The following is a 23,044-nucleotide window of genomic DNA, read 5'->3' as shown; positions in this document are numbered from 1 at the left end:
TCCATAACGCAAGGTTCGAGCAAGCTTAACTGATCGTCTTACGTAATTTCCACTATTCCCAAACAAGATGAAATCGGCTTATAACCTGATCCTATTGATCGAGAGCAATTGGCTCAAGAGTCACGAAAGAAGTTTTAAATAACACTTCCGTGTTTTGGGGGCAGACACGGACACAAGCCGCGATCTTGGCAGCAATGCCGGTCGCGGCTTTTCTTTTCCCTAGTCTACTTCGGGACTTCGCCATCTATATTTATGCGAATTCGCCCAATGCACCGGACAGGCGCTCCCATGCGACCGCCGATCCCGGCAGGCCGAACCGCAGGAGGCGGCAATCGAACTGGAAGCGGCGGACCCAGATTCCCTTTCGTCCGAGATGGGAGAACAGGTCCGGCGCCCGCATGGTCTCCAGGAGCCGGTAGAGCCTCGTGCCGCGCAGCGGCCCGCTGGCGAAGGGTTGCAGCAGGGCGTCGAGGCGGCGTGCATCCTGGCCTCGCCCCTCCCGCGCCGCGTTGAGCCATTTCCGGTCCCGCAGAGCCTGCCGCCCCACGGCGAGGGCCGGTCCCGAGACGGACCATGGCCCGAGCATTTGCCTGAACCGCAGGGCCAGATCCCCGGCGGCAATCGCGAAGCCGAGCCTGACCCCCGCCAGCCCGTAGGTCTTGCCGAAGGAGCGCAGGACCACCGCATTGCTCGGGAGAGCGGGAACGATGGTCTCGTCCGCATCGAAATCGGCAAAGGCCTCATCGACCACCAGCCAGCCGCTCCGGCTCCGGAGGCGCTCCGCCAAGGCGAGCAGGACGTCGCGCGCGACCGCGCGGCCATCCGGGTTGTTCGGGTTGACCAGCACGACGACGTCGGCCCGGTCGGCCTCCTCGGGCGAGGCGACCTCGCTGACCTCGTGCCCGGCGGCGCGCCAGGCCTGGGCATGTTCGGCATAGGTGGGTCCCAGGATGGCGACGCGCGATCGCGGCCGGAGCAGAGGCAGGAGATTGATGAGAACCTGCGTTCCCGGCGCGGCTACGACCATGGCAGGATCCGCCGCCCCATAGGCTTCGGCCGCGGCAGCCTCCAGGTCGCGGTGGTCGGCAGGCAGCGGCAGCCGCTCGAACAGGGAGGCTGGCAGGGCGGGCACCGGATAGGCTATGGGATTGATCCCCGTCGACAGGTCGATCCACGGCTCGGGTGCCCCCGGAAAGAGCCGCCGGGCTTCGTCCAGGTCGCCCCCGTGCCAGATCCGCGCCTCACTCATCCTTTCCACCCATGGCCCTCTCCGACAGCCTTCTCATCTTAAGCCTCGCCCTCGCGGCGGAGGCGGCTTTCGGCTATCCCACCCGCCTTTACACGGCGGTCGGGCATCCCGTCACCTGGATCGGGCGGCTGATCAAGATGCTCGACCGGACCCTGAACCGGGAAGGCTGGTCCTTCGGGCGGAGGCGCGGCGCGAGCGTTCTCGCCCTGCTTGCTCTCCTGACCGTGACGGGATTGACGGTTTCGACGGTCGAGATGCTTCTGCGCCCGCTCGGTCTCGCGGGGCTCGTGATCTTGGCTATCCTCGCCAGCAGCCTCGTTGCCCAGCGCAGCCTCCACGAGCATGTGGCGGCGGTGGCGCAGGGGCTGCGCGAGGGCGGTCTCGACGGCGGTCGCCGGGCCGTCTCGATGATCGTCGGGCGCAATCCGCAGAGCCTGGACGCGGCGGGCGTCTCCCGGGCCGCCATCGAGAGCCTCGCGGAGAATTTTTCCGATGGGATCGTCGCGCCGGCCTTCTGGCTCGGGCTGGGCGGCTTCACCGGCGCCGCTCTCTACAAGGCGGCGAACACCGCCGACAGCATGATCGGCCACCGCACCCCCCGGCACGAGGCCTTCGGCTGGGCGACGGCGCGGTTCGACGATCTGGTGAACCTGCCCGCCTCGCGCCTCTCGGCGCTGCTGATCGTTGCCGCAGCCGCTCTCCACCGGGAAGCCTCGCCTGCCCGGGCATGGCGCGCGGTCCGGCGGGACGCCCCGCATCACCGCTCGCCCAATGCCGGCTGGCCCGAGGCCGCGATGGCGGGAGCCCTCGGCCTGCGCCTGGCAGGCCCCCGCGTCTATGGCGACGTGCGCGTCGAGGACCGCTGGATGGGAGACGGACGTGCGGAAGCAACGGCCGACGACATCGATCGGGCACTTGCTCTCTACCGCACGGCCTGTGCCCTGCTGTTCGGCCTCGCGGCGGGATCGGCGCTGCTCGCCTGGATCATCGCCCGCTGATCGCGAGAAGCCGCTCGCAATCGAGATGCGCTTCCAGATGATCGGCGAAGCGGTCGAGAATGCTGTCGACGAGGGATTCGTAAGCGAGATCGCTCGTCTCTGTCCCGAGCATCCGAAGCCACCGCGCTCGCTGCCGGTCATCCGAAAACAGGCCGTGCACGTAAGTGCCCGCCACGCGCCCATCCGCCGAGACGGCACCATCCGCCTGCCCGTTCGCCAATTGCGCGAAGGGCCTGTGAGCTGCATCCGGCCCCGAGGTCTCGCCGATATGCATCTCGTAGCCGGAGAACGGCACCTCATCGGGGATCGTCGTTCCGGTCACGGCCACGAGACGCTTCTTCGCGGTGAGCGTCGTCGCAACATCGAGAAGCCCGAGCCCCTCGATGGAGCGGCCGGCCTCCCCCTCGATGCCGAGCGGATCGTCGATGCGCCGTCCCAGCATCTGGTAGCCGCCGCAGAGGCCGAGCACCCGCCCGCCCCGGCGCAGATGCGCCTTGAGGTCGATGTCCCAGCCCTGCGCGCGGATGAACAGAAGATCGTCGATGGTGGTCTTCGAGCCCGGCAGCAGGACGAGCGCCGCATCGGCCGGCAGCGGCTGCCCCGGCTCGACCAGAAGCACCTCGAGGCCCGGCTCCTCGCGCAGGGGATCGAGATCGTCGAAGTTGGAGATCCAGGGCGTGACCGGCACGGCGACGCGCACGGCCCCTTTGCGCCCCTCGCGCCGCAATCCCAGACCGTCCTCCGCCGGCAGGCGCGCAGCGTCGGCGAAATGCGGGACGAGGCCGAGAGCCGGCCAGCCGGTGCGCTCGGCGACGAAACGCATGCCGCTGTCGAACAGGGCCGGATCGCCGCGGAAGCGGTTGACGATGAAGCCGCGGATCATCGCGGCATCGGCCTCGTCGAGCACCGCCTTGGTGCCCACGAGGCTCGCGATCACGCCGCCGCGGTCGATGTCGCCCACGAGCACCACGGGCACGTCCGCCGCGCGGGCAAAGCCCATATTGGCGATGTCGCCGGCCCGCAGGTTCACCTCCGACGCCGAACCCGCTCCTTCGACGAGAACGAGGTCGGCCTCCTCGGAGAGTCGCGAAAAGCTGTCGAGCACGGCCTCCATCAGGCGCGGCTTCCAGGCCTGGTACTCGCGCGCCTTCGCAGTTCCGACGACACGGCCCTGCACCACCACCTGCGAGCCGATCTCGCTCTGGGGCTTCAGCAGCACCGGGTTCATGTGGACGCTGGGGGCCACGCCCGCCGCCTGCGCCTGCAGCGCCTGGGCGCGACCGATCTCCCCGCCATCCGCCGTGACGGCGGCGTTGTTCGACATGTTTTGCGGCTTGAAGGGCCGGACCCTCAAACCCCTGCGCGCGAAGACCCGGCACAGGCCGGCCACCAGGAGCGACTTGCCCACGTTGGAGCCGGTGCCCTGGATCATCAGCGCGCGCATCTAGAACTCCACGCCTTCCTGCGCCTTCACGCCCGCGGCGAAGTGGTGCTTCACCAGGGTCATCTCGGTGACGAGATCGGCGGCCTCGATCAGCTCCGGCTTGGCGTTGCGGCCGGTCACGACGACGTGGAGATCGGGCCTGCGCCGCCTCAGGGTTTCGACCACGTCGGCCAGATCCAGATACTCGTAGCGCAGGGCAATGTTGAGCTCGTCGAGCACCAGGAGGCGGATGTCCTCGCGGGCCATCAGCTCCTTGACCTTGGCCCAGGCGCGCTCCGCCGCCGCCACGTCGCGGGAGCGGTCCTGCGTCTCCCAGGTGAAGCCCTCGCCCATGGTGTGCCACTCGACCTGATCGGCGAAGCGGTCCAGGGCCATGCGCTCGCCCGTCTCCCAGGCGCCCTTGATGAACTGGACCACGCCGACCCGGAAGCCGCGCCCGAGCGCCCGCAGCATCAGCCCGAAGGCCGCCGTCGACTTGCCCTTGCCGGGACCGGTATGGACGATGAGCAGCCCCTTCTCGATGGTTTTCGAGGCGACCTCCCGGTCCTGCACCTCCTTGCGCTTGATCATCTTGGCGCGGTGGCGCGCCTCTTCGTCCTGGGTCATCCCGGCCTGCTTTCCTGTGGAAGGGCCGCACCATGAACAGGCTCCGGCCGGATTTCAAGGCCGGCCATGCCCGAGGCGCAGGCTTGAAACATCCTTCCCGGCCAGATAAGCATGGTGACGACGGTGCCCCGGCAACGGGGTGAAAAGGGAATGCGGTGAGACACCGCGGCTGCCCCCGCAACTGTAAGCGGCGAGCCTTCGCTCCAAATGCCACTGGGATGCAATCCCGGGAAGGCGGCGAAAAGCATCGACCCGCGAGCCAGGAGACCTGCCGTCAGCCTTTGCTTCTATCGGGTCTGTCGGACGGGGTGTGCCGGCGGTGACCGTAGTCGAATGACCCTCGGTCGTTCGGTTCCGTCCGTGGAAGCGCACCAGACTCTCGCCCCTTGAGTCTCCCGACGGAGAGAACGATGACCGCACCGATTCTGCCCAAGACCCGCCTCCTCGCCCTCGCATTCGCCGGCCTCATGGCCGCGACCCCGGCCCTTGCCCACCATCCCATGGGCGGCATGACGCCGGAGACCCTCGCGCAGGGCCTGCTCTCGGGCCTCGGCCATCCCGTCATCGGTCTCGACCACCTCGCCGCCCTGGTGGGCGTCGGCCTGGTCGCCTCGCGCTTCGCCCGCGGCCTCACGCTCCCGGCCTTCTGGATCGTGGCCATGGCGGCCGGCGTCGGCCTGCATCTGATGAGCGCTGACCTGCCCTATGCGGAGACGCTCGTGGCGCTGAGCGTCGTCATCATCGGCCTTGCGGCGACGATCCGGACCACCCTCCCCTATGCTCTGACCGCCCTCCTCTTCGCCGCCGGCGGCGCCGTGCATGGCTATGCCCTCGGAGAGTCGATCATCGGCGCCGAATCGACCCCGCTCGCCGCCTATCTGGTCGGCCTCGTCGCGGTTCAGACGGCGCTCACCACCGGCATTGCCTTCCTGGCGCAGCGTTTCGCGAAGGCCTCCCTTGCAGCCTCGCTCCAGCTTCGCCTCGCCGGGCTTGCCGTCGCGGCGATGGGCGCGGCAACCCTGGTCCTGTCGCTGCAAGCCTCCGCCTGATCGGCACGGCTTGAAGCCATGGTCTCATCCCCCGAGGAGATCTGCCTGCATGTCTGCGTCACCTGCCGTCAGGCGGGTGGCCCGGACGACAGGGCGCTGCGGCCCGGTGCGATCCTCCACCGGGCGCTGATCGAGGCGCTTGAGCAACCCGATGCCCCGAAGGTGCGGGTGGAGGCGGTCGAGTGCCTCTCCGTCTGCAAGCGTCCCTGCACCATCGCGGTCTCCGGCCCCGGACGATGGACCTACATCTACGGCGACCTGAACGCCGAGACCTCGGTCGAGACCATCCTCGACGGCCTGCGCCGCTATGCGGCAACCGCCGACGGCCTCGTGCCCTGGCGCGAGCGGCCGGAGGCGTTCCGCAAGGGCGTCGTTGCCCGCATTCCCCCGTTCAAGACAGACAGCGCGGCTTGAGACACGCCGCCGGAAGGCAAGCTTTCATGAGCGATCTCTCGAAGATCCCCTGCACGATCATCACCGGATTCCTCGGCGCCGGCAAAACCACCCTGGTGCGCCACCTCCTCGAGAATGCGGGCGGGCGCCGCCTGGCGGTGCTCGTCAACGAGTTCGGCGATCTCGGCTTCGACGGCTCCTTCATCGAGGGCTGCGGCATCGAGGGCTGCACGAAAGAAGACATCGTGGAACTGCCCAACGGCTGCCTGTGCTGCACGGTGGCGGACGATTTCGTGCCGGCCCTGAACACGCTGCTCAACCGGCCCACCCCCCCTGAGCACATCCTCATCGAGACCTCCGGCCTCGCCCTGCCGAAGCCCCTGGTCCGCGCCTTCAACTGGCCCGACATCCGCTCCCGCGTGACGGTGGACGGGGTGATCGCCGTGGTGGACGGCCCGGCCGTGGCCTCCGGCGCCTTCGCGGAGGATCCGGACGCGCTCGAAGCCCAGCGCGCGGCCGACAGCTCCGTCGATCACGAGAACCCGCTGGAGGAGGTCTTCGAGGACCAGCTCCTCTGCGCCGACCTCATCATCCTTAACAAGACCGACCAGATGCAGACCGGCGATAAATCGAAGGTTCTCGCCGAAATCAATGGGCACCTGCCGCGGGCCGTGAAGGTGATCGAGACCGCTCACGGCAGGGTGGATCCGAAAGTGCTGCTCGGCATGGGCGCCGCGGCCGAAGCCGATCTCGACTCCCGCCCCTCGCATCACGAGACGGCGGACGATCACGACCACGACGATTTCGAGAGCGTCGCGATCCCCGTCGGTCCCGTCGCCACGCCGGAAGCTCTTGTCGCCCGCGTCGAGCGCGCGGCGGAGGCCGCGGGGGTGCTGCGCATCAAGGGCTTCGCGCCCGTGGACGGCAAGCCCTTGCGCCTCGTGGTGCAGGGCGTCGGCCAGCGCATCGCGCATCATTTCGACCGGCCCTGGAAGGCCGGCGAGGCGCGCGACGGCCGCATGGTGGTCATCGGCCTCAAGGGCTTCGACGTGAAGGCGGTCGAAGCGGCTCTGCGCGCGGGATGACATGCACCTCCTTGCGGTCACAACGGTATCCCTGGAGGAAGGCGCGGAGGCCATCGACCTCCAGCAGCCGCCCGGGGATATCGTCGTCCTCTCGTTCGCGGACAGTGACCTCGGCGCGCTGGCGGCCGCGCATCGGCTGAAACGGGGCGGCCCCTCGCTTCGCCTCGCCTCCCTGCGCCGCCTGCGCCACCCCCTCTCCGTCGACCTCTACATCGACAGGACGGCATCGAAGGCGCGCTTCGTCCTCGTGCGCTGCCTCGGTGGGCTCGACTACTGGCGCTACGGCATCGAGCACCTCTCGCAGACCTGCCGCGCCCACGGCGTGAAGCTCGCCGTGCTGCCCGGGGACGACCGCCCCGATCCGCGGCTTGCAGCCTATGCCACCGTTCCGCAGGCTCTCTGCGACGAGATCGAGGCCTATTTCCAGGCCGGCGGCATCGACAACATGGAACGCCTGCTCGCACGCATCGGCGCCGAGATCGGCAAGGGCGGTGCCGCCGTCGAGCCGCCGCGTGCCGCGCCGCGCGCATTCGCGTGGATGGCAGGAGGGTTGCAGCAAGACCGGTCTTCCACTCAGGAACCTCATCCTGCGGAGCAGCCGTCAGGCTGCGTCTCGAAGGAGGATCCCGTGCTCTCTGGAGGCTCCTTCGAGACGCCTGCCCCGCAGGCTCCTCAGGATGAGGGCTGTGGGAATGGTTCCGGCTGCATCGTCGAGCCGGAAGCCATACTCGCCCGCCTCTCCCGCGAGCGCCCCCTCGCCTATATCCTCGTCTACCGCTCCGCCGTGCTCTCCGGCGACACAAAGGCCGTCGACGCATTGGCGACGGCTCTCGCCGAACGCGGCATCGATCCGCTCGTGCTGGCGGTATCGAGCCTGAAGGACGCGGAAGCTGTGGCGGTCCTCCGGCGCACGATCCGGGCGCGCCGCCCTGACATCATCGTCACGACCACCGCCTTCTCCTCCCGCGACGACGACAGCTTCGTTCTCGACGAGGCCGATTGCCCGATCCTGCAGGCCATTCCCGTCGGCACCCCCCGGGAGGCCTGGGAGGCCTCGCCGCGCGGCCTCTCCGCCGCCGATCTCGCCATGCAGATCGCCCTGCCCGAATTCGACGGGCGGATCGCGGCCGGTCCCGTCTCGTTCAAGGCGGAAGAAGCCTCCGATCCGGCGCTCGCCTTCTCCCGCCGGGTGCAGGCGCCGGATGCCGGGGGCATCGACGCGATTGCCGACATGGCCGCCGCCTGGGGGCGCCTCGCCCGCACGCCGCGCCAGGAGCGCCGGCTGGCGCTCGTTCTCTCGGACTACCCGGCTCGCGGCGGGCGCGCGGGATTCGCCGTCGGACTCGACACGCCGGCCAGTGCCTGCGCGATCCTCGATCTGCTCCGCGATGCCGGCTACGAGGCGAAGCGGGATTTCACCGGCGACGATCTGATGCCGCGTCTCACCGAAGGCGAAGCGAGGTTCGAGGTTCCGTTCGCCGCCTATCGCGCATGGCTCGATACGCTCCCCGCCGAGCAGCAAGCCGCCATCGTTGCCCGCTGGGGCAGCATCGAGAGCGATCCTGCCTTCAAGCAGGATGCCTTCCGCTTCCGCGCGGTGCGCGCCGGCAATGTGCTCGTGGCGCTTCAGCCCGATCGCGGCCATGGCCTGGATCGCAAGGGCTTCTATCACGATCCCGAATGCCCCCCGAGCCACGGCTATCTCGCGTTCTATGTCGGCCTGAGGTCGCTGGAGCGGATTCACGCCCTCGTCCATCTCGGCACCCACGGCACGACCGAGTGGCTTCCCGGCAAGGCGGTGGCGCTCTCCCCCACCTGCTGGCCGCGCCTCGTCGCCGGCGCGGTGCCGGTGATCTATCCCTTCATCGTCGACGATCCGGGCGAGGCCGCTCCCGCCAAGCGCCGCATCGGCGCCGTCACCCTCGGCCATCTCACGCCGCAAACCGGCGCAGCCGGTCTTCACGGCGAGGCCGCGGCCCTGCGCGAGCTGGTGGAGGAGTTCTCCTCCGCCCAGGTGCTGCATCCCGGACGCGCGGAGCTCGTGGCGAAGGAGATCCTCGAACGCGCGCAGGCCAGCGGGCTGGCGGCCGCCTGCGGCGTCGAGCACGCCATGCCGATGGACGAGGCCCTGACCCGCCTCGATGCGCATCTGTGCGATCTCGGCGAGGTGACGATCCGCGACGGGCTGCATGTCTTCGGGCAGGCACCCCACGGATTCGATGCCTGCGCGGCAGGCGAGCGCGAGGGCCTGCTGCGGGCGCTCGACGGCCGCTTCGTGGTGCCCGGACCTTCCGGCTCGCCCTCGCGCGGGCAGACGGACGTGCTGCCCACCGGCCGCAACCTCGCGACCCTCGATCCGCGCGCCATCCCCACCCGCGCCGCCACCGAGCTCGGCTGGCGCGCTGCGGCGGAAGTGGTGCGCCGCCACCTGCAGGAGCAGGGCGACTGGCCGCGGCGGATCGTGATGGACCTCTGGGCCTCGCCGACGCTGCGATCGGGCGGCGAGGACATCGCGCACGCCCTCGCGCTCATGGGCGTGCGCCCGACCTGGGATCATGCCTCGACGCGGTTGACCGGCTTCGAGATCGTGCCGCAGCCGCTCCTCGACCGCCCCCGCGCCGACGTGACGGTCCGCGTCTCCGGCGCCTTCCGCGACACCTTTCCGGACCAGATCGCGCTCCTCGACCAGGCGGCCCGCGCGGTCGCGGCGCTCGATGAGGACGACGAGTGGAACGCACTCGCCGCCGCCCGTCGCCGGGGCGAGGCGCTCGCGCGCGTGTTCGGCTCCGCGCCCGGCACCTATGGCGCGGGCGTGTCCGCGCAGGCCCTCGACGGGGAATGGGCGACGAAGAACGATCTCGGCCGCACCTATCTGGACGGCACCTCCCATGCGCTCGGCGCGGGCGGCGAGGCCCGCTTGGATGCGAGCTTCCCGCAACGGGTCGGGCAGGCGGAGGCCTTCGTCCATGTGAGCGACGTGGCCGAGCGCGACATTCTCGACGGCGATTCCGCCGCGGATGCCATCGGCGGCTTCGCGGCGGCGGCGCAGACGCTCGGTGCGGCTCCTGCTCTCTACAGCCTCGACACGAGCCGCCCGCAGGCGCCGAAGGCCCGCACCCTTTCGGAAGACGTGGATCGGCTCGTGCGCGGACGCCTGACGAACCCGCGTTGGATCGCGGGGCAGCTGCGCCACGGCTGGCGCGGCGCGGCGGAGATCGCCCAAGGCGTCGATGCGCTCTTCGCCTTTGCCGCCACGACGGAGGCCGTATCCTCCACGAGCCTCGACCTCGTCTTCACCGCGCTGATCGCGGACGAGGCGACCTGGACGCAGCTGTCGGCAGCCAATCCCGCCGCCGCTCAGGCGATCCGCGACCGGCTGGCCGATGCGCGCCGGCGAGGATTGTGGGAGAGCCGCCTCAATTCCGTTGCAGCCTTCTTCGAGGATGGACGCAGGGAGGCCGCCGAATGAGAGCCCAGGCCAGCATCGCACGCAGGGGATGGTGTCCGGGCGTGCGCCGCCCGATGGCAACCGGCGACGGCCTGCTCGTGCGCCTGCAACCCTTCGGCGGCAGGCTTACCGCCCACCAGGCGCGCCTCGTCGCCCAGGCTGCGCATGAACACGGCAACGGCCATCTCGACGTCACCGCCCGCGGCAACCTGCAGATCCGCGGCGTGAAGGAAGAGACCTATCCTCCCCTGCTCGCCCTTCTCGACCGCGAAGGCCTCGCGGAGCCGGAGGGCGATGGACCGAACCGCCTGACGGTGCTGTCGCCGCTGGCCGGCCTCGACCCGCTCGACCGCTGGGATGCGCCGACCCTGGCGCGTGATATCGAAACCATGGCGGGTGCCGTCGAGGGCCTTCCGGCAAAGGTCTTCGTGGCCGTCGATGGCGGTGGCGCGATGCCGCTCGATCCGGTCGGCGCCGATCTCCACCTGGTGGCGACGGCCGACAATGCCGTCGCGTTCGGCGCGGCCGCACCCGGCGGCCTGCATTGGATCGGCACCGCCTCCCACGCGCGAGGGCCCGATGCCGCATGCGCCGTCCTCTCAGGCTTCGCGGAGATGCGGCGCGCGGGCCGGACCGAGGCACGGCGGCTGCGGGATCTCGAACCGGACCTCGTGCAGGCGCTGTCGGAGCGCGCATCCCTCGAACCGGCTGCGGCGCCGCCGCCGCGGCCCGCTGCTCCCCGCGCCGGCGCCATGGCTCTCAACCACGGGCAAGCCGCTCTCCTCGCCCTCCCCTTCGGCCGCTGCACCGCCGCGCAGATCGCGCAAGCCGCGGCCTGGAGCGAGCGCTTCGGCCACGGCGAGATCCGCCTCTCCTTCACGCGCGGCCTCCTGCTGCCGGGGATTGCGGAGGAGTCGATGGCGCCGCTTCTCGCCGAAGCCCATGGCGCCGGCTTCATCACCGATGCGCAGGACCCGCGCCTCTCCCTGATCGCCTGCCCCGGCAAGCCCGATTGCGGGAGCGCCTGGGTGCCGGCACCTGCCGATGCGATGCGGATGGCACAATCCTGCGAAAGCCTCCTCCAGCAGGGCGTCATTCTTCACGTTTCTGGCTGCGCGAAAGGCTGCGCTCATCCGGGCCGGGCCGATCTCACCCTGGTGGGACGCCCCGATGGCCGCTATGACGCGGTGCCGGGCGGCTCGACCCGCGACGCGCCCCTCCTCCATCTTTCCATCGACGATCTCATGACCCGTTTGTTGCCGCTGAAACCCGCCGACGACCTGCGCCTTGCCTTTGCGGGCAATCCGCGATGAGCGCCCCCCGCGACTACATCCGCGAGGGTGCGGAAATCTATCGCCGCTCCTTCGCGATCATCCGCGCCGAGGCGGATCTCACCCGCTTTTCAGGCACCGCCGAGCGCGTGGTCGTGCGCATGATCCATGCCTGCGGCATGACAGACCTGCCGCGCGATGTGGAGCTCTCGCCCGATTTCGCGGAAGCGGCGGAGGCGGCCTTGAGGCGCGGTGCGCCGATCCTGTGCGATGCCAAGATGGTGGCGAACGGCATCACCCGCTCCCGTCTGCCGGCCAAGAACGAGGTGGTCTGCACGCTGGACGATCCGCGCGTTCCGGCGCTCGCCACCGAGCTCGGCAACACCCGCTCGGCGGCCGCCATGGAGTTGTGGCGCGAGCGGCTGGAAGGCGCGCTCGTGGTGTTCGGCAATGCGCCCACCGCCCTCTTCCACCTGCTCGAGATGCTCGATGCCGGAGCGCCGAAGCCCGCCGCCGTCATCGGCATCCCGGTCGGCTTCATCGGTGCGGCCGAGTCCAAGGAGGCGCTCGCCCGGGACGGGCGCGTGCCGTATCTCGTCGTGCACGGACGTCGCGGCGGCAGCGCCATGGCGGCGGCGGCGGTCAATGCCCTCGCGAGCCCGGTGGAGTGAGGCGGCCATGAACGACACCATCCGCCTCTTCGGCCTCGGCCTCGGTCCCGGACACCCGGACTACATGACCGTGCGCGCCCGCAGGGTGCTGGAAACGGCCGACCGGCTCGTCCATTTCTGCAAGCGCGGGCGGCGCGGCAACGCGCGCAGCATCGCGGATGCGGTCGTCGGTGCCAACCACGAGCGGGAGATCGCCCTCGTCTATCCGGTGACCACCGAAATCCCCGCCGACCACCCGGACTACGCCGCCGCCCTCAACCCGTTCTACGAGGCCGCCGCCGCGCAGCTTCTCGCGGAGACGGAGGCCGGCCGCACGGTTGCCGTCCTCTGCGAGGGCGACCCCTTCTTCTACGGCTCCTTCATGCATCTGTGGTGGCGCCTCAAGGACAGGGTATCGATTGAGGTCGTGCCCGCCGTTTCCGGCATGTCGGGCGCCTGGACCCGCGCCGGCGCGCCGATCACCTGGGGCGACGACGTGCTCACCGTCCTGCCCGGAACATTGTCGGAGGCCGAACTGTCGCGGCGACTCTCCTGCACCGATGCCGCCGTGGTGATGAAGCTCGGACGCAATCTCCCGAAGGTCCGCAGAGCGCTCGCTACCGCAGGCCTTCTGGAGCGCGCCATCTATGTGGAGCGCGCCACCATGACGGAGGAGAGAATCGTTCCGCTGCCGGAACTGACCGAGGATTTCGACGCCCCTTACTTCTCGCTCGTCATCGTGCCGGGGCAAGGGAGGCGCGTATGACGGGTCTCGTCACCGTCGTCGGGCTCGGCCCGGGCGATCCGCGCTACCTGACGCCGGCCGCGTCGGAGGCGCTCGCCTCGGCCACCGACCTCGTGGGCTACGGACCCTATGTGGACCGCGTGCCGGAGCGGCCCGGCCAGCGCCGGCACGCCTCGGACAACCGCGTGGAACTCGACCGGGCGCGCTTCGCGCTCGATCTTGCCGCGAGCGGCGCACGGGTCGCCGTGGTGTCGGGCGGCGATCCCGGCGTGTTCGCCATGGCCGCAGCCGTGTTCGAGGCGATCGAGAACGGCGACCCCGCATGGCGCGCTCTCGACATCCGCGTGGAGCCCGGCATCACCGCGATGCTCGCGGCAGCCTCACGCGTCGGCGCTCCCCTGGGCGGCGATTTCTGCGCCCTGTCGCTCTCGGACAACCTGAAGCCCTGGGAGGTGGTCGAGGCGCGGTTGCGCGCGGCGCTGACGGCAGACTTCGTGGTGGCGCTCTACAACCCGATCTCATCCGCGCGCCCCTGGCAGCTCGGCGCCGCGTTCAGGATCGTGTCCGAGATGCGTGGGCCGGATACGCCGATCGTGCTCGCCCGCGCCGTCATGCGGCCGGATGAGCGCATCAGGATCTTGAGCCTCTCGGAGGTTGAGGCCTCCATGGCCGACATGTCCACGTTGGTGATGATCGGCGCAAGCACCACGCGGCTGATCGAGCGGCACGAGGGTGCGGCGCCCTGGGTCTACACGCCGCGCTTCTACGGGGTGCGGCCGTGACGGCGCTCGAGCCAATCGAAAGCCGCCTCGGCGGTGGCAACCTCATCGACGCCGCGCGGCTTCTCGGGCCGCGCCACGATGACGACGGGCAGCCCGAGGACTCGCGCCGCGGCGATCTTCGGATAGGTGGCGGCTCCGCCGGAGTTCTTCGTGACCACAACCTCGATCCGCTCGCGCTCCATGAGCGCGCGCTCCGCCGCCTCGTCGAAAGGCGCGCGGTCCCGGATCGCGATGACGTTCGGCGCCGGCAGCGCATCGCCGATGGGCTCGATGGTGCGCACGAGATAGGTGTGCTGCGGCGCGGCTGCGAAGGGCGGGAGTTCGAGACGACCGACCGTGAGGAAGACGCGGCGGGGCTCCTCGCCCAATGCACTGACGGCTTCCTCCATGGTCCCCACCTCAATCCACCGGTCGCCTTCTTGCGCGGTCCAGGGCGGACGGCGCAGGGCGAGCAGCGGAACCTGAGCCTGCGCGCAGGCGTCGGCAGCGTTGCGGGACATAATGGCGGCGAAGGGATGCGTCGCGTCGATTACCGCCTCGATCCGCTCCTGCACCAGAAAGCGGGCGAGCCCCTCCACGCCGCCGAAGCCGCCGATGCGGGTTGGAACCGGCAGGGGCCGCGGGTCGCTGGTGCGCCCGGCCATGGACAGGATCGGGCTGTAGGCGGGATGGCCGGAGAGCCGCGCCGCGAGCGCGGCGGCTTCCGTCGTGCCGCCCAGAATGAGGATGCGCATGCGCCTCTTTTCCCCCAACTCCGCGGCGGAGTCGAGCATGGCTGAGGCTCCCTGGCTCACCATCATCGGCATCGGGGAGGATGGGCGCGCGGGCCTCTCCCCCGCGGCTCTGGCCGCCCTCGACCGGGCGGAGTTCGTGATCGGCGGCGCGCGTCACCTCGCCCTGGCGGCGCCCCTCCCGGCACGGACGCAGGCCTGGCCAAGCCCCTTCGCGGAGGGCTATCCCATGATCCTGGCGCGCCGCGGCCGGCCCACCTGCGTTCTGGCAACAGGCGATCCGTTCCATTACGGCGTCGGCGCGGAGCTGGCGCGCCTGATTGCGCCGGAGGAGATCGTGTGCTTCCCGCACCCATCGGCCTTCAGCCTCGCCGCCGCGCGCATGGGCTGGTCGCTGCCGGATTGCGATTGCGTGAGCCTGCACGGGCGGGCGCTGAGGCGGATCATCCCCTATCTGCAGCCCGGCGCACGTCTTCTCGCCCTGTCCTGGGACGGATCGACGCCGGAACAACTTGCGGAACTCCTGAAGGCTCGCGGCATGGGCGCCTCAAGAATCACGGTGCTCGAAGCCATGGGCGGCCCGCGCGAGCGCATCCGCCACTCGCGCGCCGATGCGTTTGAGATGGCCGGTATCGACCCGCTCAATACAATCGCCATCGAGGTTGCGGCAGCGCACGATGCCCGCATCGTCACCCTCGCGCCGGGACTGCCGGATGCGTGGTTCGACAACGACGGTCAGCTCACCAAGGCGGAGATCCGCGCGCTGACCCTCGCGGCCCTGGCGCCGAAGGCAGGGGAGTTGCTCTGGGACATCGGCCTCGGCGCCGGCTCCGTCGGCATCGAATGGTGCCTGCGCCATCCGCGCAGCCGCTGCATCGGCATCGAGGAGCGGCCCGAGCGGGCCGAGCGGGCGCGGCGAAATGCGCTCGAACTCGGCGCAACGGCGCTCGACATCCGCATCGGCCGCGCACCGGAAGCGCTGGCCGATCTGCCGGCGCCGGACGCGGTCTTCATCGGCGGCGGCGCATCGGAAGCCGGCGTCTTCGACACGGCCTGGTCGGCGCTGAAGCCCGGCGGGCGCCTCGTGCTCAACGCGGTGACGCTGGAAACCGAGACGCTGCTCGGGACGCTCTACAGCCGGCATGGCGGCATCATGCGGCGCCTCGCGCTCTCGCGCCTGGAGTCCGTCGGCTCCATGCACGGCTGGCGGGCGGCCATGCCCGTCACGCAATGGGTGGTGACGAAGCCATGATCGTGGCAGGCGTAGGATTCAGGCGTGGCGTCGCCGCAGACGAGATCGTGATGCTCGTGGAGCTGGCGCTGGAACGCGCGGCGCTTGCACCCGACAGCCTGAGCAGGCTTGCGACCATCGAGGTTCTCGCCACCCTGCCCGCCTTCTCGGAAGCGGCCCGGAGACTGAATGCCATGGCATCGTCCGTTGCGGCGTCCGACCTTGCCAAAGCAGCGCCGCGCGTGCGCACGCAATCGGCGCGCTCCATCGCTGCCCACGGGGTCGGATCGGTCGCGGAGGCGGCGGCGCTGGCAGCCGCAGGGCCCCGGGCCGAGCTCATCCTGGAGCGCATCGCTTCGTCCTCCGCCACCTGCGCCCTCGCCCGCTCGGAGACCGACCCATGACGGTTCACTTCATCGGCGCCGGCCCCGGCGCCGCCGATCTCATCACCGTGCGTGGACGCTCGCTCGTCGAGCGCTGCCCCGTCTGCCTCTATGCGGGCTCCATCGTGCCGCCGGAGATCCTCTCCTGGTGTCCGCCCGGTGCCCGCCTCGTGGACACGGCGCCTCTCGACCTCGACGCAATCACGGCCGAGTACGTGCGGGCGCACGAGAACGGGGAGGACGTGGCGCGGCTGCATTCCGGCGACCTCTCCATCTGGAGTGCCATGGGCGAGCAGCTGCGGCGGCTCGACGGCTTGGGCATCCCCTACACGATCACGCCCGGCGTCCCCGCTTTCGCAGCGGCGGCGGCGGCCCTCGGGCGCGAGCTGACGGTCCCCGAGATCGGGCAGTCGGTGGTTCTCACCCGCACGTCGGGACGCGCCTCCGCGATGCCCGAGACGGAGCGGCTGTCCACCTTCGCGCAGACGAAGGCGACGCTCGCGATCCATCTCTCGATTCACGTGATCGAGCAGGTGGTCGAGGAGCTGCTGCCGGCCTACGGCGCGGATTGCCCCACAGCCGTGGTCTGGCGTGCCTCCTGGCCGGACGAGCGGGTGATCAAGGGAACGCTCTCCACCATCGCCGCGATGGTGCGCGCGGAGAAGCTGGAGCGCACGGCGCTGATCCTGGTGGGGCGCACCCTCGACGCGCGGGGCTTCCGCGACAGCGCGCTCTACTCGACCGGCTACGACCGGCGCTTTCGCCCGGGCACCCGCGGGGAGAGCCCATGAGGCGCGCGCCTTCAGACAACCGGATGGAACGGCACGCGGCCCACGAGTTGGCCGTTGCGGTCGAACACCGCGACCTCGAGTGCGATGCTCGCGCCGCGCAGGGCCTTGGCGGCTGTGCCCCACGCGTGCTGCGCCACGACGTCGCCGAGCGGCAGGCCGAGGCTCCTGGCAGTCTCAAGCACCTCGAGCGCGGTATTGGCGCTGCGTGCCTGCATCACGACGGACGCATCCGCGCCGGTCTCTCCAAGACGCTCGGCGAGCCAGTCGAGATCGACCGCACCGGAGCGCGAATGCAGGTCGAGCAGCCCCTGCCCGAGCTTGGTCATCTTGGCGAAGCCGCCCGCGATGGTGACCTTCGGCACGGGATTGCGGCGCAGGTACTTCAGCATGCCGCCGACGAAGTCGCCCATGTCGATGAGAGCCTGCTCCGGCAGATCATGGAGCGCCTGCACGGCCTTCTCGGAGGTGGAGCCGGTGGCGCCCGCCACATGGTCGAGCCCACCGGCGCGCGCCACGTCGATGCCGCGGTAAATGCTGTGGATCCAGGCCGCGCAGGAATAGGGCACCACCACGCCGGTGGTGCCGAGGATCGACAGCCCGCCCAGGATGCCGAGGCGCGGGTTGAGCGTCCTCTGCGCGATGGCCTCGCCGCCCGGAATGGCGATCTCGACCTCGATGTCGGTAGCCCCGCCGAGGCTGCGCGCCGCCTCCTCCAGGTTGTCGCGGATCATCTGGCGCGGCACCGGATTGATGGCGGGTTCGCCCGGCGGCAAGGGAAGACCGGCCCGGGTGACCGTGCCGACGCCCTCCCCGGCACGGAACGTCACGCCCGAGCCCGGCGCTCCGGCACGGATGGTCGCGATCACCAGGGCGCCATGGGTCACATCGGGATCGTCGCCCGCATCCTTGACGACACCCGCCCGCGCCCCGCCTGCGATGATTTCCGCAAGCGCCAGGGAAAAGGCCGGCCGCGCCCCGCCCGGCAGCACGATCTCGACGGGATCCGGGCACTCGCCCGCCTGCCAGCCGATATAGGCCGCCTTGGCCGCCGCCGTGGCGCAGGCGCCCGTGGTCCAGCCACGGCGCAGCGATCCGGCGGGTTTGCTCTCGTCCATGCGCCCTCTTACAACGTCGCCATGAATTTCAACACCCACATCGCGGCTCCCAGGCACAGCCGGAGGGTCTCATGACCGCCCTCTCCCGCCTCACGCCGCCCTTCGCCCCCGGCACGGTCTGGCTCGTCGGCGCCGGCCCGGGCGATCCGGGCCTGCTCACGATCCACGCCCTGAACGCCCTCGAAAAGGCCGATGTCATCGTCTACGACGCGCTGGTCGACCCGGCCGTGCTCTCCTTCGCCCGCGAAGGCGCCGCCCTGGAATTTGCCGGCAAGCGCGGCGGGCGGCCCTCGGCGTCCCAGCGCGACATCTGCGAGCGTCTGATCCAGCTTGCGCGCGAGGGCAAGCGGGTGCTGCGGTTGAAAGGCGGCGATCCCTTCATCTTCGGGCGCGGCGGCGAGGAGGCCCTGGCCCTGTCGGAGGCGGGCATCCCGTTCCGCATCATTCCCGGCGTATCGAGCGGCCTCGCCGCGCTTGCCATTCATGGGGTGCCGGCGACCATGCGCAAGGCGAACCACGCGGTGATCCTCGCCACCGGCCACCCTGCGCCCGACGCGCAGCTCGAATGGACCTCGCTGGCCCGCACCGGCGCGCCCATCGTGCTCTACATGGCCGTGTCTAGCCTCCCCTCCATCGTGCAGGGCCTCATGGAGGGCGGGCTTCCCGGCGACACGCCCGCCATCGCCGTCCACGGCGCCACGACCTCCAAGGAGAGCGTGGTGGAGGCAACGCTCGAAAGCCTGCCGAAGCTTGCGGAGGACGGTCACATCCGCTCGCCGGCCATCGTCGCCGTCGGAGCGATCGCCGCCTTCCGCGCGGCCATCGCCAACCACCTTCTCGAGTTCGGCAGCGAGGCCGCCCAGTGAGCCTCGGCCCCGGCCTTCTCGTCGCCGCCCCGCGCTCCGGTTCGGGCAAGACCACCGTGGTGCTCGGCCTCCAGCGGGCGCTCGCCCGCCGGGGCCTACGTGTGCGCGGGGTGAAATGCGGGCCGGACTATATCGACCCGGCCTTCCACGCCGCCGCCACGGGCGCACCCAGCTTCAACCTCGACAGCTTCGCCATGAGCGGTGCTCTGCTCGGAGCCGTTGCGTCCCGGGCCGCCGGGAACGCCGACATCGTCATCGCCGAAGGCTCCATGGGCCTCTTCGACGGGATCCGCCAGGAAACCGGCCGCACAGGTGCGAGCGCCGATATCGCCGCCCTGTTCGGCTGGCCGGTGATCCTCGTGCTCGACGTCTCCGGCCATGCGCAATCGGCGGCCGCCGTCGCGCTCGGCTGCGCCCGCTTCGATCCGCGCATCGAAGTGGCCGGCGTGGTGCTGAACAAGGTCGCCAGCGAGCGCCACCGCCGGCTGGTGGAGGACGGCATGGCGCGCATCGGCCTGCCCGTGCTGGGCGCGCTCATGCGCAACCCCGACCTCGCCCTGCCCGAGCGCCATCTCGGCCTCGTCCAGGCCGGCGAGACTGAGGAACTCGACGCCCGGCTGGAACGCCTCGCCGATGCGGTGGAGTCCGCTCTCGACCTCGGCCGCCTGGTGGCCCTCGCCCGCCCGACGCGGCTCGAAACGGCGGGGCGCGCAATCCCCGTGCCGCCCCCCGGGCAGCGGATCGCGCTGGCCTCCGACAGGGCCTTCTCCTTCGTCTATCCGCACGTGCTTGCGGCCTGGCGCAGCGCAGGGGCGGAGGTCGTGACCTTCTCGCCGCTGGCGGACGAGACGCCCCCGTCGGACTGCGATGTCTGCTGGCTGCCCGGAGGGTACCCGGAGCTTCACGCCGGGCGCATCGCGGGTGCGCGGCGCTTCCTCGAAGGCCTGCGCCGCTTCGCCGAAAGCCGGCCCGTTCACGGCGAATGCGGCGGCTACATGGTGCTGGGCCGGTCCCTCGAGGACGGCGACGGGAACGTCCATGCCATGGCGGATCTGCTGCCCGTGGAGACGAGCTACGCCAAGCGGCGGATGCATCTCGGCTACCGGGTGGCGCATCTGCTGCATGACGGCGTGCTGGGAGCGGCGGGCCGACGCCTCGTCGGGCATGAGTTCCACTACGCCTCGGTGACGGGGAGCGACCCGTCGCGGGAGGCGGCCTTCGCCTCCATCGCCGATGCGGAGGGCAACGATCTCGGCACCGCCGGCCATCGCCGGGGCCTCGTGACCGGCAGCTTCTTTCACGCCATCGCGTGGGAATGATGGCCCAGGCTCAGGCGGCGCTCACGGCGCGGCGGGCACGCTGGATCTCGCCGACGATGCGCCCGGGCTGTACGGGCTTCTGAAGCACGACGATGTCGGGATGGCGCTCGCCCACGCCGGCCGGCAGCCCGCTGGCGCCCGTATAGACCACCACGCCCACGTGCCGCGCCCGCAGGGTTTCCAGCACCGGCGTGATGTCGCCATCCCCCAGGTTGACGTCGAGAACGGCGGCGTCGATCGCCTGATCGCTTTTGACCGTCTGCCGGGCCTCGCGCAGGGACCCGACGGGCCCGACCACCTCCCCTTCAGCGCGCTCGATGAGGTCGCTGATGTCCGTGGCGATGGCCGGATCGTCCTCGACGACGAGAACACGCATGCCGTTCAACATCCCAGCCTCCTGGATCGCAGGGCGAGGTTTCCAGTCCGAGTCAATTCGCCATCCCTTTGGCTGTTCCAGATGTCGAAGGGTCCGACCCATGCATGCTGGGAATGTCGCCTGAGGAACGGAGCGGCGGGCAGGGGCGTTTGGAATAGTCGCTATCCCCGTCTCCATCGCGTCGGGTCCGGTTCGTGAGCATCAGCCCATCGCATCCCAAGGGTCCCGAACTCCTGCCCCTGTCGCAGAGATCCGAGGAGCTGGCCTACAGGCTCCGCCAGCAGGAGGCTCTCGCCGGCTTCGCTCTCTTTGCGCTCCAGGCCACCGAGCTCGACCTTCTGCTGCAGGAGGCCTGTCGCGTCAGCGCGAACGGTCTCGGCAGCGAGCTGTCCAAGGTGCTCGAATACCGCCCCGAGGACGACAAGTTCCTCCTGCGTGCGGGCGTCGGGTGGCGGCCGGGCTTGGTCGGGCATGCGCTCGTCGGCTCGGACATCGCATCGGCAGCAGGCTATGCCTTTCGTACCGGCGAGGCCGTGATCTCCAGCCATCTCGGAGCCGCTGCCGCCGAGGGCGAGGACCGCTTCCGCGCCTCCCAGATCATGGTCGAGCATGGCGTCCGGCGTGCCATCAACGTGCCGATCCGCGGACGCGAGTGGTCGTACGGGGTGCTGGAGGTCGACAGCCCGCAGGAGAACAAGTTCACGCAGGCCGACATCACCTTCCTCGGAGGCGTGGCCAACATCCTGGGCGTGGCGATGGAGCGCATCAGGATGGAGAGAGCCGTGCAGGAAAGCGAGGAGGGCTTCCGCACCCTGGCCAATTCAATCCCGCAGCTCGCCTGGATGGCGGACCCTTCCGGGGCGGTCTATTGGTACAACGACCGCTGGTTCGAGTACACGGGATCCACCCTGGACGAGATGCGCGGCTGGGGCTGGCGCGCTGTGCACCACCCGGACCACGTGGAGGGCGTGGTCGAGCGGATCCGTCACGCCTTCGAAACCGGGGAAAACTGGGAGGACACCTTCCCCCTGCGCGGCCGCGACGGCGAGTACCGCTGGTTCCTCTCCCGCGCCCTTCCCGTCAGGGATGCGGACGGCAGGATCCTCCGCTGGTTCGGCACCGGCACGGACGTGACCCGGCAGCGCGAGGCCGAGGAGCGCAGCCAGCTCATGACCCAGGAGGTCAGCCACCGGGTGAAGAACTCCCTCGCCCTCGTGGCGAGCCTGCTCGGCCTCCAGTCCCGCTCGACCGCGAGCGCCGAAGCCCGGCAGGCGCTGGAGGATGCCTATGCCCGAGTCCAGACGATCGCGCAGATCCATGACAGGCTCTGGCGGCAATACGATGCGGAGAGCGTCGATCTCTGCGGCTTCCTGAACGACCTGTGCCGCAAGCTGCAGGAAACCGCAGTGGAGCACCGCCTGGAATTTCACGGCCACCCGGTCATGATCTCGATCGACCGGGCGATCTCCCTCGGCCTCCTGCTGAACGAGATCGTCACCAACGCTTTCAAGTACGCCTACCCGGAAGGCGGCGGCGGGCCGGTCCAGGTGCGCCTCTCGGCAAAAGGCGGGCAGCTCCGGCTCAAAGTGACGGATCTGGGCGTGGGACTTCCGGCGGATTTCGACCTCTCCAAGAACCGGCGAAGCCTCGGATCCCGCCTCATCGTGAACACGGCCCGTCAGCTCCAGGCCCAGGTGGAGGCCGGCCCCAACACCCCTTCCGGCGCCCGCTTCACGGTGACGATGCCGATCCAGCCCGCCTGAACCTCCCGGGCGGGCTGGAGTTGAACAGGTCCATGAGAGGAGACCAACATGAGCTTGAAGCTGATCCTGCCCTTGGCCGCCCTGCTCGCCCTCGCCGCCTGCGGCGAGGACGGACCGGACCAGACCGGCAGCACGGACAACGCGAACCAGCCCGCCAACAACTCGGCCCCCGCCAATCCGCGCGCCAACCCGGCCCCGCCGGCTCAGTAGCCGCCATTCCCCTCCCGTGCAGAGAGCCCCGGGCGCGATGGCGCCCGGGGTCCTTTTCGCGCATCGGGAGCGGCACGACATCATGCCCCTGGATGACCGGAAAGGACGCTCCGCCATCGTTTCGCCCCAGCCATCGTTCTTGATCCCGGCCGAAGCCCGAGAAGGCACATGAACGGCGCCGAAGCTTGACGGGAGGCTCGAGAAAGCGAGACCCGGCCTACCCGATCTTCCAAGCTCCGGCAGCGGGCCTCAGGAAATGGAGACGTCGATGAAAGAGGCATTTCACATCGGCCAGCTCGTTCGGGTCACGAGGCCCGCCTCGGGCGCCTCGGACCGCCGCACCTACTGCATCGTCTGCCTCGTCTCCCATCCCGGCGAAACGCCGGTCTACCGCATCAAGAACACGGTCGGCATCGAGCGCCTGGTGCGAGCCGACGAGATCGAGCCCGCCGCCATGACAGCCGTGCCGTGAGCGCTGCAGGCGGAGCCGGAACAAGCAGGCTCCCGCAACAGCCCGGCATTATCCCATGGTAGCGGTG

General features: G+C 70.1%; 23 protein-coding genes and 1 riboswitch. Of the genes, 17 read left to right on the top strand and 6 right to left on the bottom strand.

What is annotated here, in order from left to right; translation table 11 throughout:
- Positions 1-250 precede the first annotated feature (250 nt).
- On the bottom strand, positions 251-1,249 hold the full coding sequence (gene cobD / locus GR303_RS01125; protein ID WP_161721563.1) for a threonine-phosphate decarboxylase CobD: 999 nt from the start codon (positions 1,247-1,249) through the stop codon (positions 251-253).
- An 11-nt stretch (positions 1,250-1,260) separates the two neighbouring features.
- Between cobD and cbiB the strand changes: the two genes are divergently transcribed.
- The gene (gene cbiB, locus GR303_RS01120) at positions 1,261-2,247 is read left to right on the top strand and encodes an adenosylcobinamide-phosphate synthase CbiB (RefSeq protein ID WP_161721562.1); all 987 of its coding nucleotides are present in this window, start codon (positions 1,261-1,263) and stop codon (positions 2,245-2,247) included.
- On the opposite strand, the gene GR303_RS01115 is transcribed toward cbiB, so the two are convergent.
- Together GR303_RS01115 and cobO are read right to left on the bottom strand one after the other, a co-directional pair.
- Positions 2,234-3,679: a cobyric acid synthase gene (locus GR303_RS01115; protein ID WP_161721865.1), complete on the bottom strand. Its 1,446-nt coding sequence runs from the start codon at positions 3,677-3,679 to the stop codon at positions 2,234-2,236. The two genes, cbiB and GR303_RS01115, sit on opposite strands and share 14 nt — an antisense overlap.
- Positions 3,680-3,691: 12 nt before the next feature.
- The gene (gene cobO, locus GR303_RS01110) at positions 3,692-4,297 is read right to left on the bottom strand and encodes a cob(I)yrinic acid a,c-diamide adenosyltransferase (protein ID WP_161721561.1); all 606 of its coding nucleotides are present in this window, start codon (positions 4,295-4,297) and stop codon (positions 3,692-3,694) included.
- 104 nt (positions 4,298-4,401) lie between these two features.
- A riboswitch (cobalamin riboswitch) is annotated at positions 4,402-4,587 on the top strand.
- Positions 4,588-4,707: 120 nt separating this feature from the next.
- Between cobO and GR303_RS01105 the strand changes: the two genes are divergently transcribed.
- Genes GR303_RS01105 through cobJ form a run of 8 tightly spaced genes read left to right on the top strand, consistent with a single transcriptional unit; the run spans position 4,708 to position 13,720 of the window.
- Positions 4,708-5,346: a HupE/UreJ family protein gene (locus GR303_RS01105; RefSeq protein WP_161721560.1), complete on the top strand. Its 639-nt coding sequence runs from the start codon at positions 4,708-4,710 to the stop codon at positions 5,344-5,346.
- Between the two features lie 18 nt (positions 5,347-5,364).
- The gene (locus tag GR303_RS01100) at positions 5,365-5,760 is read left to right on the top strand and encodes a DUF1636 family protein (protein ID WP_161721559.1); all 396 of its coding nucleotides are present in this window, start codon (positions 5,365-5,367) and stop codon (positions 5,758-5,760) included.
- Positions 5,761-5,786: 26 nt separating this feature from the next.
- Positions 5,787-6,824 (top strand): cobalamin biosynthesis protein CobW, encoded by a 1,038-nt coding sequence (gene cobW / locus GR303_RS01095; RefSeq protein ID WP_161721558.1) that lies wholly within the window; start codon positions 5,787-5,789, stop codon positions 6,822-6,824.
- Position 6,825: 1 nt separating this feature from the next.
- Entirely contained in the window at positions 6,826-10,293 is a 3,468-nt protein-coding gene (gene cobN / locus GR303_RS01090) for a cobaltochelatase subunit CobN (protein ID WP_161721557.1), read from the top strand.
- Complete coding sequence (gene cobG, locus GR303_RS01085) at positions 10,290-11,585, top strand: precorrin-3B synthase (RefSeq protein ID WP_161721556.1); 1,296 nt, start codon at positions 10,290-10,292, stop codon at positions 11,583-11,585. Before cobN ends, cobG begins: the two co-directional genes overlap by 4 nt.
- The gene (locus tag GR303_RS01080) at positions 11,582-12,214 is read left to right on the top strand and encodes a precorrin-8X methylmutase (protein WP_161721555.1); all 633 of its coding nucleotides are present in this window, start codon (positions 11,582-11,584) and stop codon (positions 12,212-12,214) included. The genes cobG and GR303_RS01080 overlap by 4 nt, the downstream gene beginning before the upstream one ends.
- Positions 12,215-12,221: 7 nt before the next feature.
- Positions 12,222-12,959: a precorrin-2 C(20)-methyltransferase gene (locus tag GR303_RS01075; protein WP_246205305.1), complete on the top strand. Its 738-nt coding sequence runs from the start codon at positions 12,222-12,224 to the stop codon at positions 12,957-12,959.
- Positions 12,956-13,720 (top strand): precorrin-3B C(17)-methyltransferase, encoded by a 765-nt coding sequence (gene cobJ / locus GR303_RS01070; RefSeq protein ID WP_161721553.1) that lies wholly within the window; start codon positions 12,956-12,958, stop codon positions 13,718-13,720. Before GR303_RS01075 ends, cobJ begins: the two co-directional genes overlap by 4 nt.
- Here cobJ and GR303_RS01065 read toward each other — a convergent pair.
- Complete coding sequence (locus GR303_RS01065) at positions 13,702-14,454, bottom strand: cobalt-precorrin-6A reductase (RefSeq protein ID WP_161721864.1); 753 nt, start codon at positions 14,452-14,454, stop codon at positions 13,702-13,704. The genes cobJ and GR303_RS01065 overlap by 19 nt on opposite strands.
- A gap of 37 nt (positions 14,455-14,491) precedes the next feature.
- Here GR303_RS01065 and cbiE point away from each other — a divergent pair, with 37 nt between their 5' ends.
- The 3 genes from cbiE to cobM are packed head-to-tail and all read left to right on the top strand — an operon-like array spanning position 14,492 to position 16,856.
- A complete protein-coding gene (gene cbiE, locus GR303_RS01060) occupies positions 14,492-15,703 on the top strand; it encodes a precorrin-6y C5,15-methyltransferase (decarboxylating) subunit CbiE (protein WP_161721552.1) in 1,212 nt (403 codons plus the stop codon).
- Positions 15,700-16,086, top strand: coding sequence for a cobalamin biosynthesis protein (locus tag GR303_RS01055; protein ID WP_246205304.1), 387 nt, complete (start codon positions 15,700-15,702; stop codon positions 16,084-16,086). Before cbiE ends, GR303_RS01055 begins: the two co-directional genes overlap by 4 nt.
- The gene (cobM, locus tag GR303_RS01050) at positions 16,083-16,856 is read left to right on the top strand and encodes a precorrin-4 C(11)-methyltransferase (RefSeq protein WP_161721550.1); all 774 of its coding nucleotides are present in this window, start codon (positions 16,083-16,085) and stop codon (positions 16,854-16,856) included. Before GR303_RS01055 ends, cobM begins: the two co-directional genes overlap by 4 nt.
- A gap of 11 nt (positions 16,857-16,867) precedes the next feature.
- Here cobM and GR303_RS01045 read toward each other — a convergent pair whose 3' ends face one another.
- Entirely contained in the window at positions 16,868-17,971 is a 1,104-nt protein-coding gene (locus tag GR303_RS01045) for a cobalt-precorrin-5B (C(1))-methyltransferase (protein WP_161721549.1), read from the bottom strand.
- 71 nt (positions 17,972-18,042) lie between these two features.
- On the opposite strand from GR303_RS01045, the gene cobA reads away from it, so the two are divergent.
- Positions 18,043-18,837 carry a uroporphyrinogen-III C-methyltransferase gene (gene cobA, locus GR303_RS01040; RefSeq protein WP_161721548.1) on the top strand — a complete coding sequence of 265 codons (795 nt, stop codon included), beginning with the start codon at positions 18,043-18,045 and terminating at the stop codon, positions 18,835-18,837.
- A complete protein-coding gene (locus tag GR303_RS01035) occupies positions 18,834-20,156 on the top strand; it encodes a cobyrinate a,c-diamide synthase (RefSeq protein ID WP_161721547.1) in 1,323 nt (440 codons plus the stop codon). The genes cobA and GR303_RS01035 overlap by 4 nt, the downstream gene beginning before the upstream one ends.
- Before the next feature lie 10 nt (positions 20,157-20,166).
- Here the strand turns inward: GR303_RS01035 and GR303_RS01030 are convergent, their stop codons facing one another.
- Positions 20,167-20,544 (bottom strand): response regulator, encoded by a 378-nt coding sequence (locus GR303_RS01030; RefSeq protein WP_161721546.1) that lies wholly within the window; start codon positions 20,542-20,544, stop codon positions 20,167-20,169.
- Between the two features lie 182 nt (positions 20,545-20,726).
- Here GR303_RS01030 and GR303_RS01025 point away from each other — a divergent pair, with 182 nt between their 5' ends.
- The 3 genes from GR303_RS01025 to GR303_RS01015 all read left to right on the top strand — a co-directional run bounded on the left by GR303_RS01025 (position 20,727) and on the right by GR303_RS01015 (position 22,977).
- A complete protein-coding gene (locus GR303_RS01025) occupies positions 20,727-22,295 on the top strand; it encodes a histidine kinase dimerization/phosphoacceptor domain -containing protein (RefSeq protein WP_161721545.1) in 1,569 nt (522 codons plus the stop codon).
- Positions 22,296-22,343: 48 nt separating this feature from the next.
- Entirely contained in the window at positions 22,344-22,505 is a 162-nt protein-coding gene (locus GR303_RS01020) for a hypothetical protein (protein WP_161721544.1), read from the top strand.
- 268 nt (positions 22,506-22,773) lie between these two features.
- Complete coding sequence (locus GR303_RS01015; protein WP_161721543.1) at positions 22,774-22,977, top strand: hypothetical protein; 204 nt, start codon at positions 22,774-22,776, stop codon at positions 22,975-22,977.
- Positions 22,978-23,044 lie beyond the last annotated feature (67 nt).

Source organism: Microvirga arsenatis, from assembly GCF_009910705.1.
In the GTDB taxonomy this organism is placed as follows: domain Bacteria; phylum Pseudomonadota; class Alphaproteobacteria; order Rhizobiales; family Beijerinckiaceae; genus Microvirga; species Microvirga arsenatis.
Note: the sequence above shows the minus strand (reverse complement) of the source record. Positions and strands in the feature narration are given on the sequence as shown.

What these genes read in the sequence shown, in the direction of transcription:
- GR303_RS01015 (WP_161721543.1), top strand. Translation starts at nt 22,774, where the DNA reads ATGAAAGAGGCATTTCACATCGGCCAGCTCGTTCGGGTCACGAGGCCC.
- cbiB (WP_161721562.1), top strand. Translation starts at nt 1,261, where the DNA reads ATGGCCCTCTCCGACAGCCTTCTCATCTTAAGCCTCGCCCTCGCGGCG.
- GR303_RS01100 (WP_161721559.1), top strand. Translation starts at nt 5,365, where the DNA reads ATGGTCTCATCCCCCGAGGAGATCTGCCTGCATGTCTGCGTCACCTGC.
- cobJ (WP_161721553.1), top strand. Translation starts at nt 12,956, where the DNA reads ATGACGGGTCTCGTCACCGTCGTCGGGCTCGGCCCGGGCGATCCGCGC.
- GR303_RS01065 (WP_161721864.1), bottom strand. Translation starts at nt 14,454, where the DNA reads ATGCGCATCCTCATTCTGGGCGGCACGACGGAAGCCGCCGCGCTCGCG.
- cbiE (WP_161721552.1), top strand. Translation starts at nt 14,492, where the DNA reads ATGGCTGAGGCTCCCTGGCTCACCATCATCGGCATCGGGGAGGATGGG.
- cobA (WP_161721548.1), top strand. Translation starts at nt 18,043, where the DNA reads ATGACCGCCCTCTCCCGCCTCACGCCGCCCTTCGCCCCCGGCACGGTC.
- GR303_RS01055 (WP_246205304.1), top strand. Translation starts at nt 15,700, where the DNA reads ATGATCGTGGCAGGCGTAGGATTCAGGCGTGGCGTCGCCGCAGACGAG.
- GR303_RS01020 (WP_161721544.1), top strand. Translation starts at nt 22,344, where the DNA reads ATGAGCTTGAAGCTGATCCTGCCCTTGGCCGCCCTGCTCGCCCTCGCC.
- cobW (WP_161721558.1), top strand. Translation starts at nt 5,787, where the DNA reads ATGAGCGATCTCTCGAAGATCCCCTGCACGATCATCACCGGATTCCTC.
- cobD (WP_161721563.1), bottom strand. Translation starts at nt 1,249, where the DNA reads ATGAGTGAGGCGCGGATCTGGCACGGGGGCGACCTGGACGAAGCCCGG.
- GR303_RS01030 (WP_161721546.1), bottom strand. Translation starts at nt 20,544, where the DNA reads ATGTTGAACGGCATGCGTGTTCTCGTCGTCGAGGACGATCCGGCCATC.
- cobO (WP_161721561.1), bottom strand. Translation starts at nt 4,297, where the DNA reads ATGACCCAGGACGAAGAGGCGCGCCACCGCGCCAAGATGATCAAGCGC.
- GR303_RS01075 (WP_246205305.1), top strand. Translation starts at nt 12,222, where the DNA reads ATGAACGACACCATCCGCCTCTTCGGCCTCGGCCTCGGTCCCGGACAC.
- cobM (WP_161721550.1), top strand. Translation starts at nt 16,083, where the DNA reads ATGACGGTTCACTTCATCGGCGCCGGCCCCGGCGCCGCCGATCTCATC.
- GR303_RS01115 (WP_161721865.1), bottom strand. Translation starts at nt 3,679, where the DNA reads ATGATCCAGGGCACCGGCTCCAACGTGGGCAAGTCGCTCCTGGTGGCC.
- cobG (WP_161721556.1), top strand. Translation starts at nt 10,290, where the DNA reads ATGAGAGCCCAGGCCAGCATCGCACGCAGGGGATGGTGTCCGGGCGTG.
- cobN (WP_161721557.1), top strand. Translation starts at nt 6,826, where the DNA reads ATGCACCTCCTTGCGGTCACAACGGTATCCCTGGAGGAAGGCGCGGAG.
- GR303_RS01105 (WP_161721560.1), top strand. Translation starts at nt 4,708, where the DNA reads ATGACCGCACCGATTCTGCCCAAGACCCGCCTCCTCGCCCTCGCATTC.
- GR303_RS01080 (WP_161721555.1), top strand. Translation starts at nt 11,582, where the DNA reads ATGAGCGCCCCCCGCGACTACATCCGCGAGGGTGCGGAAATCTATCGC.
- GR303_RS01045 (WP_161721549.1), bottom strand. Translation starts at nt 17,971, where the DNA reads ATGGACGAGAGCAAACCCGCCGGATCGCTGCGCCGTGGCTGGACCACG.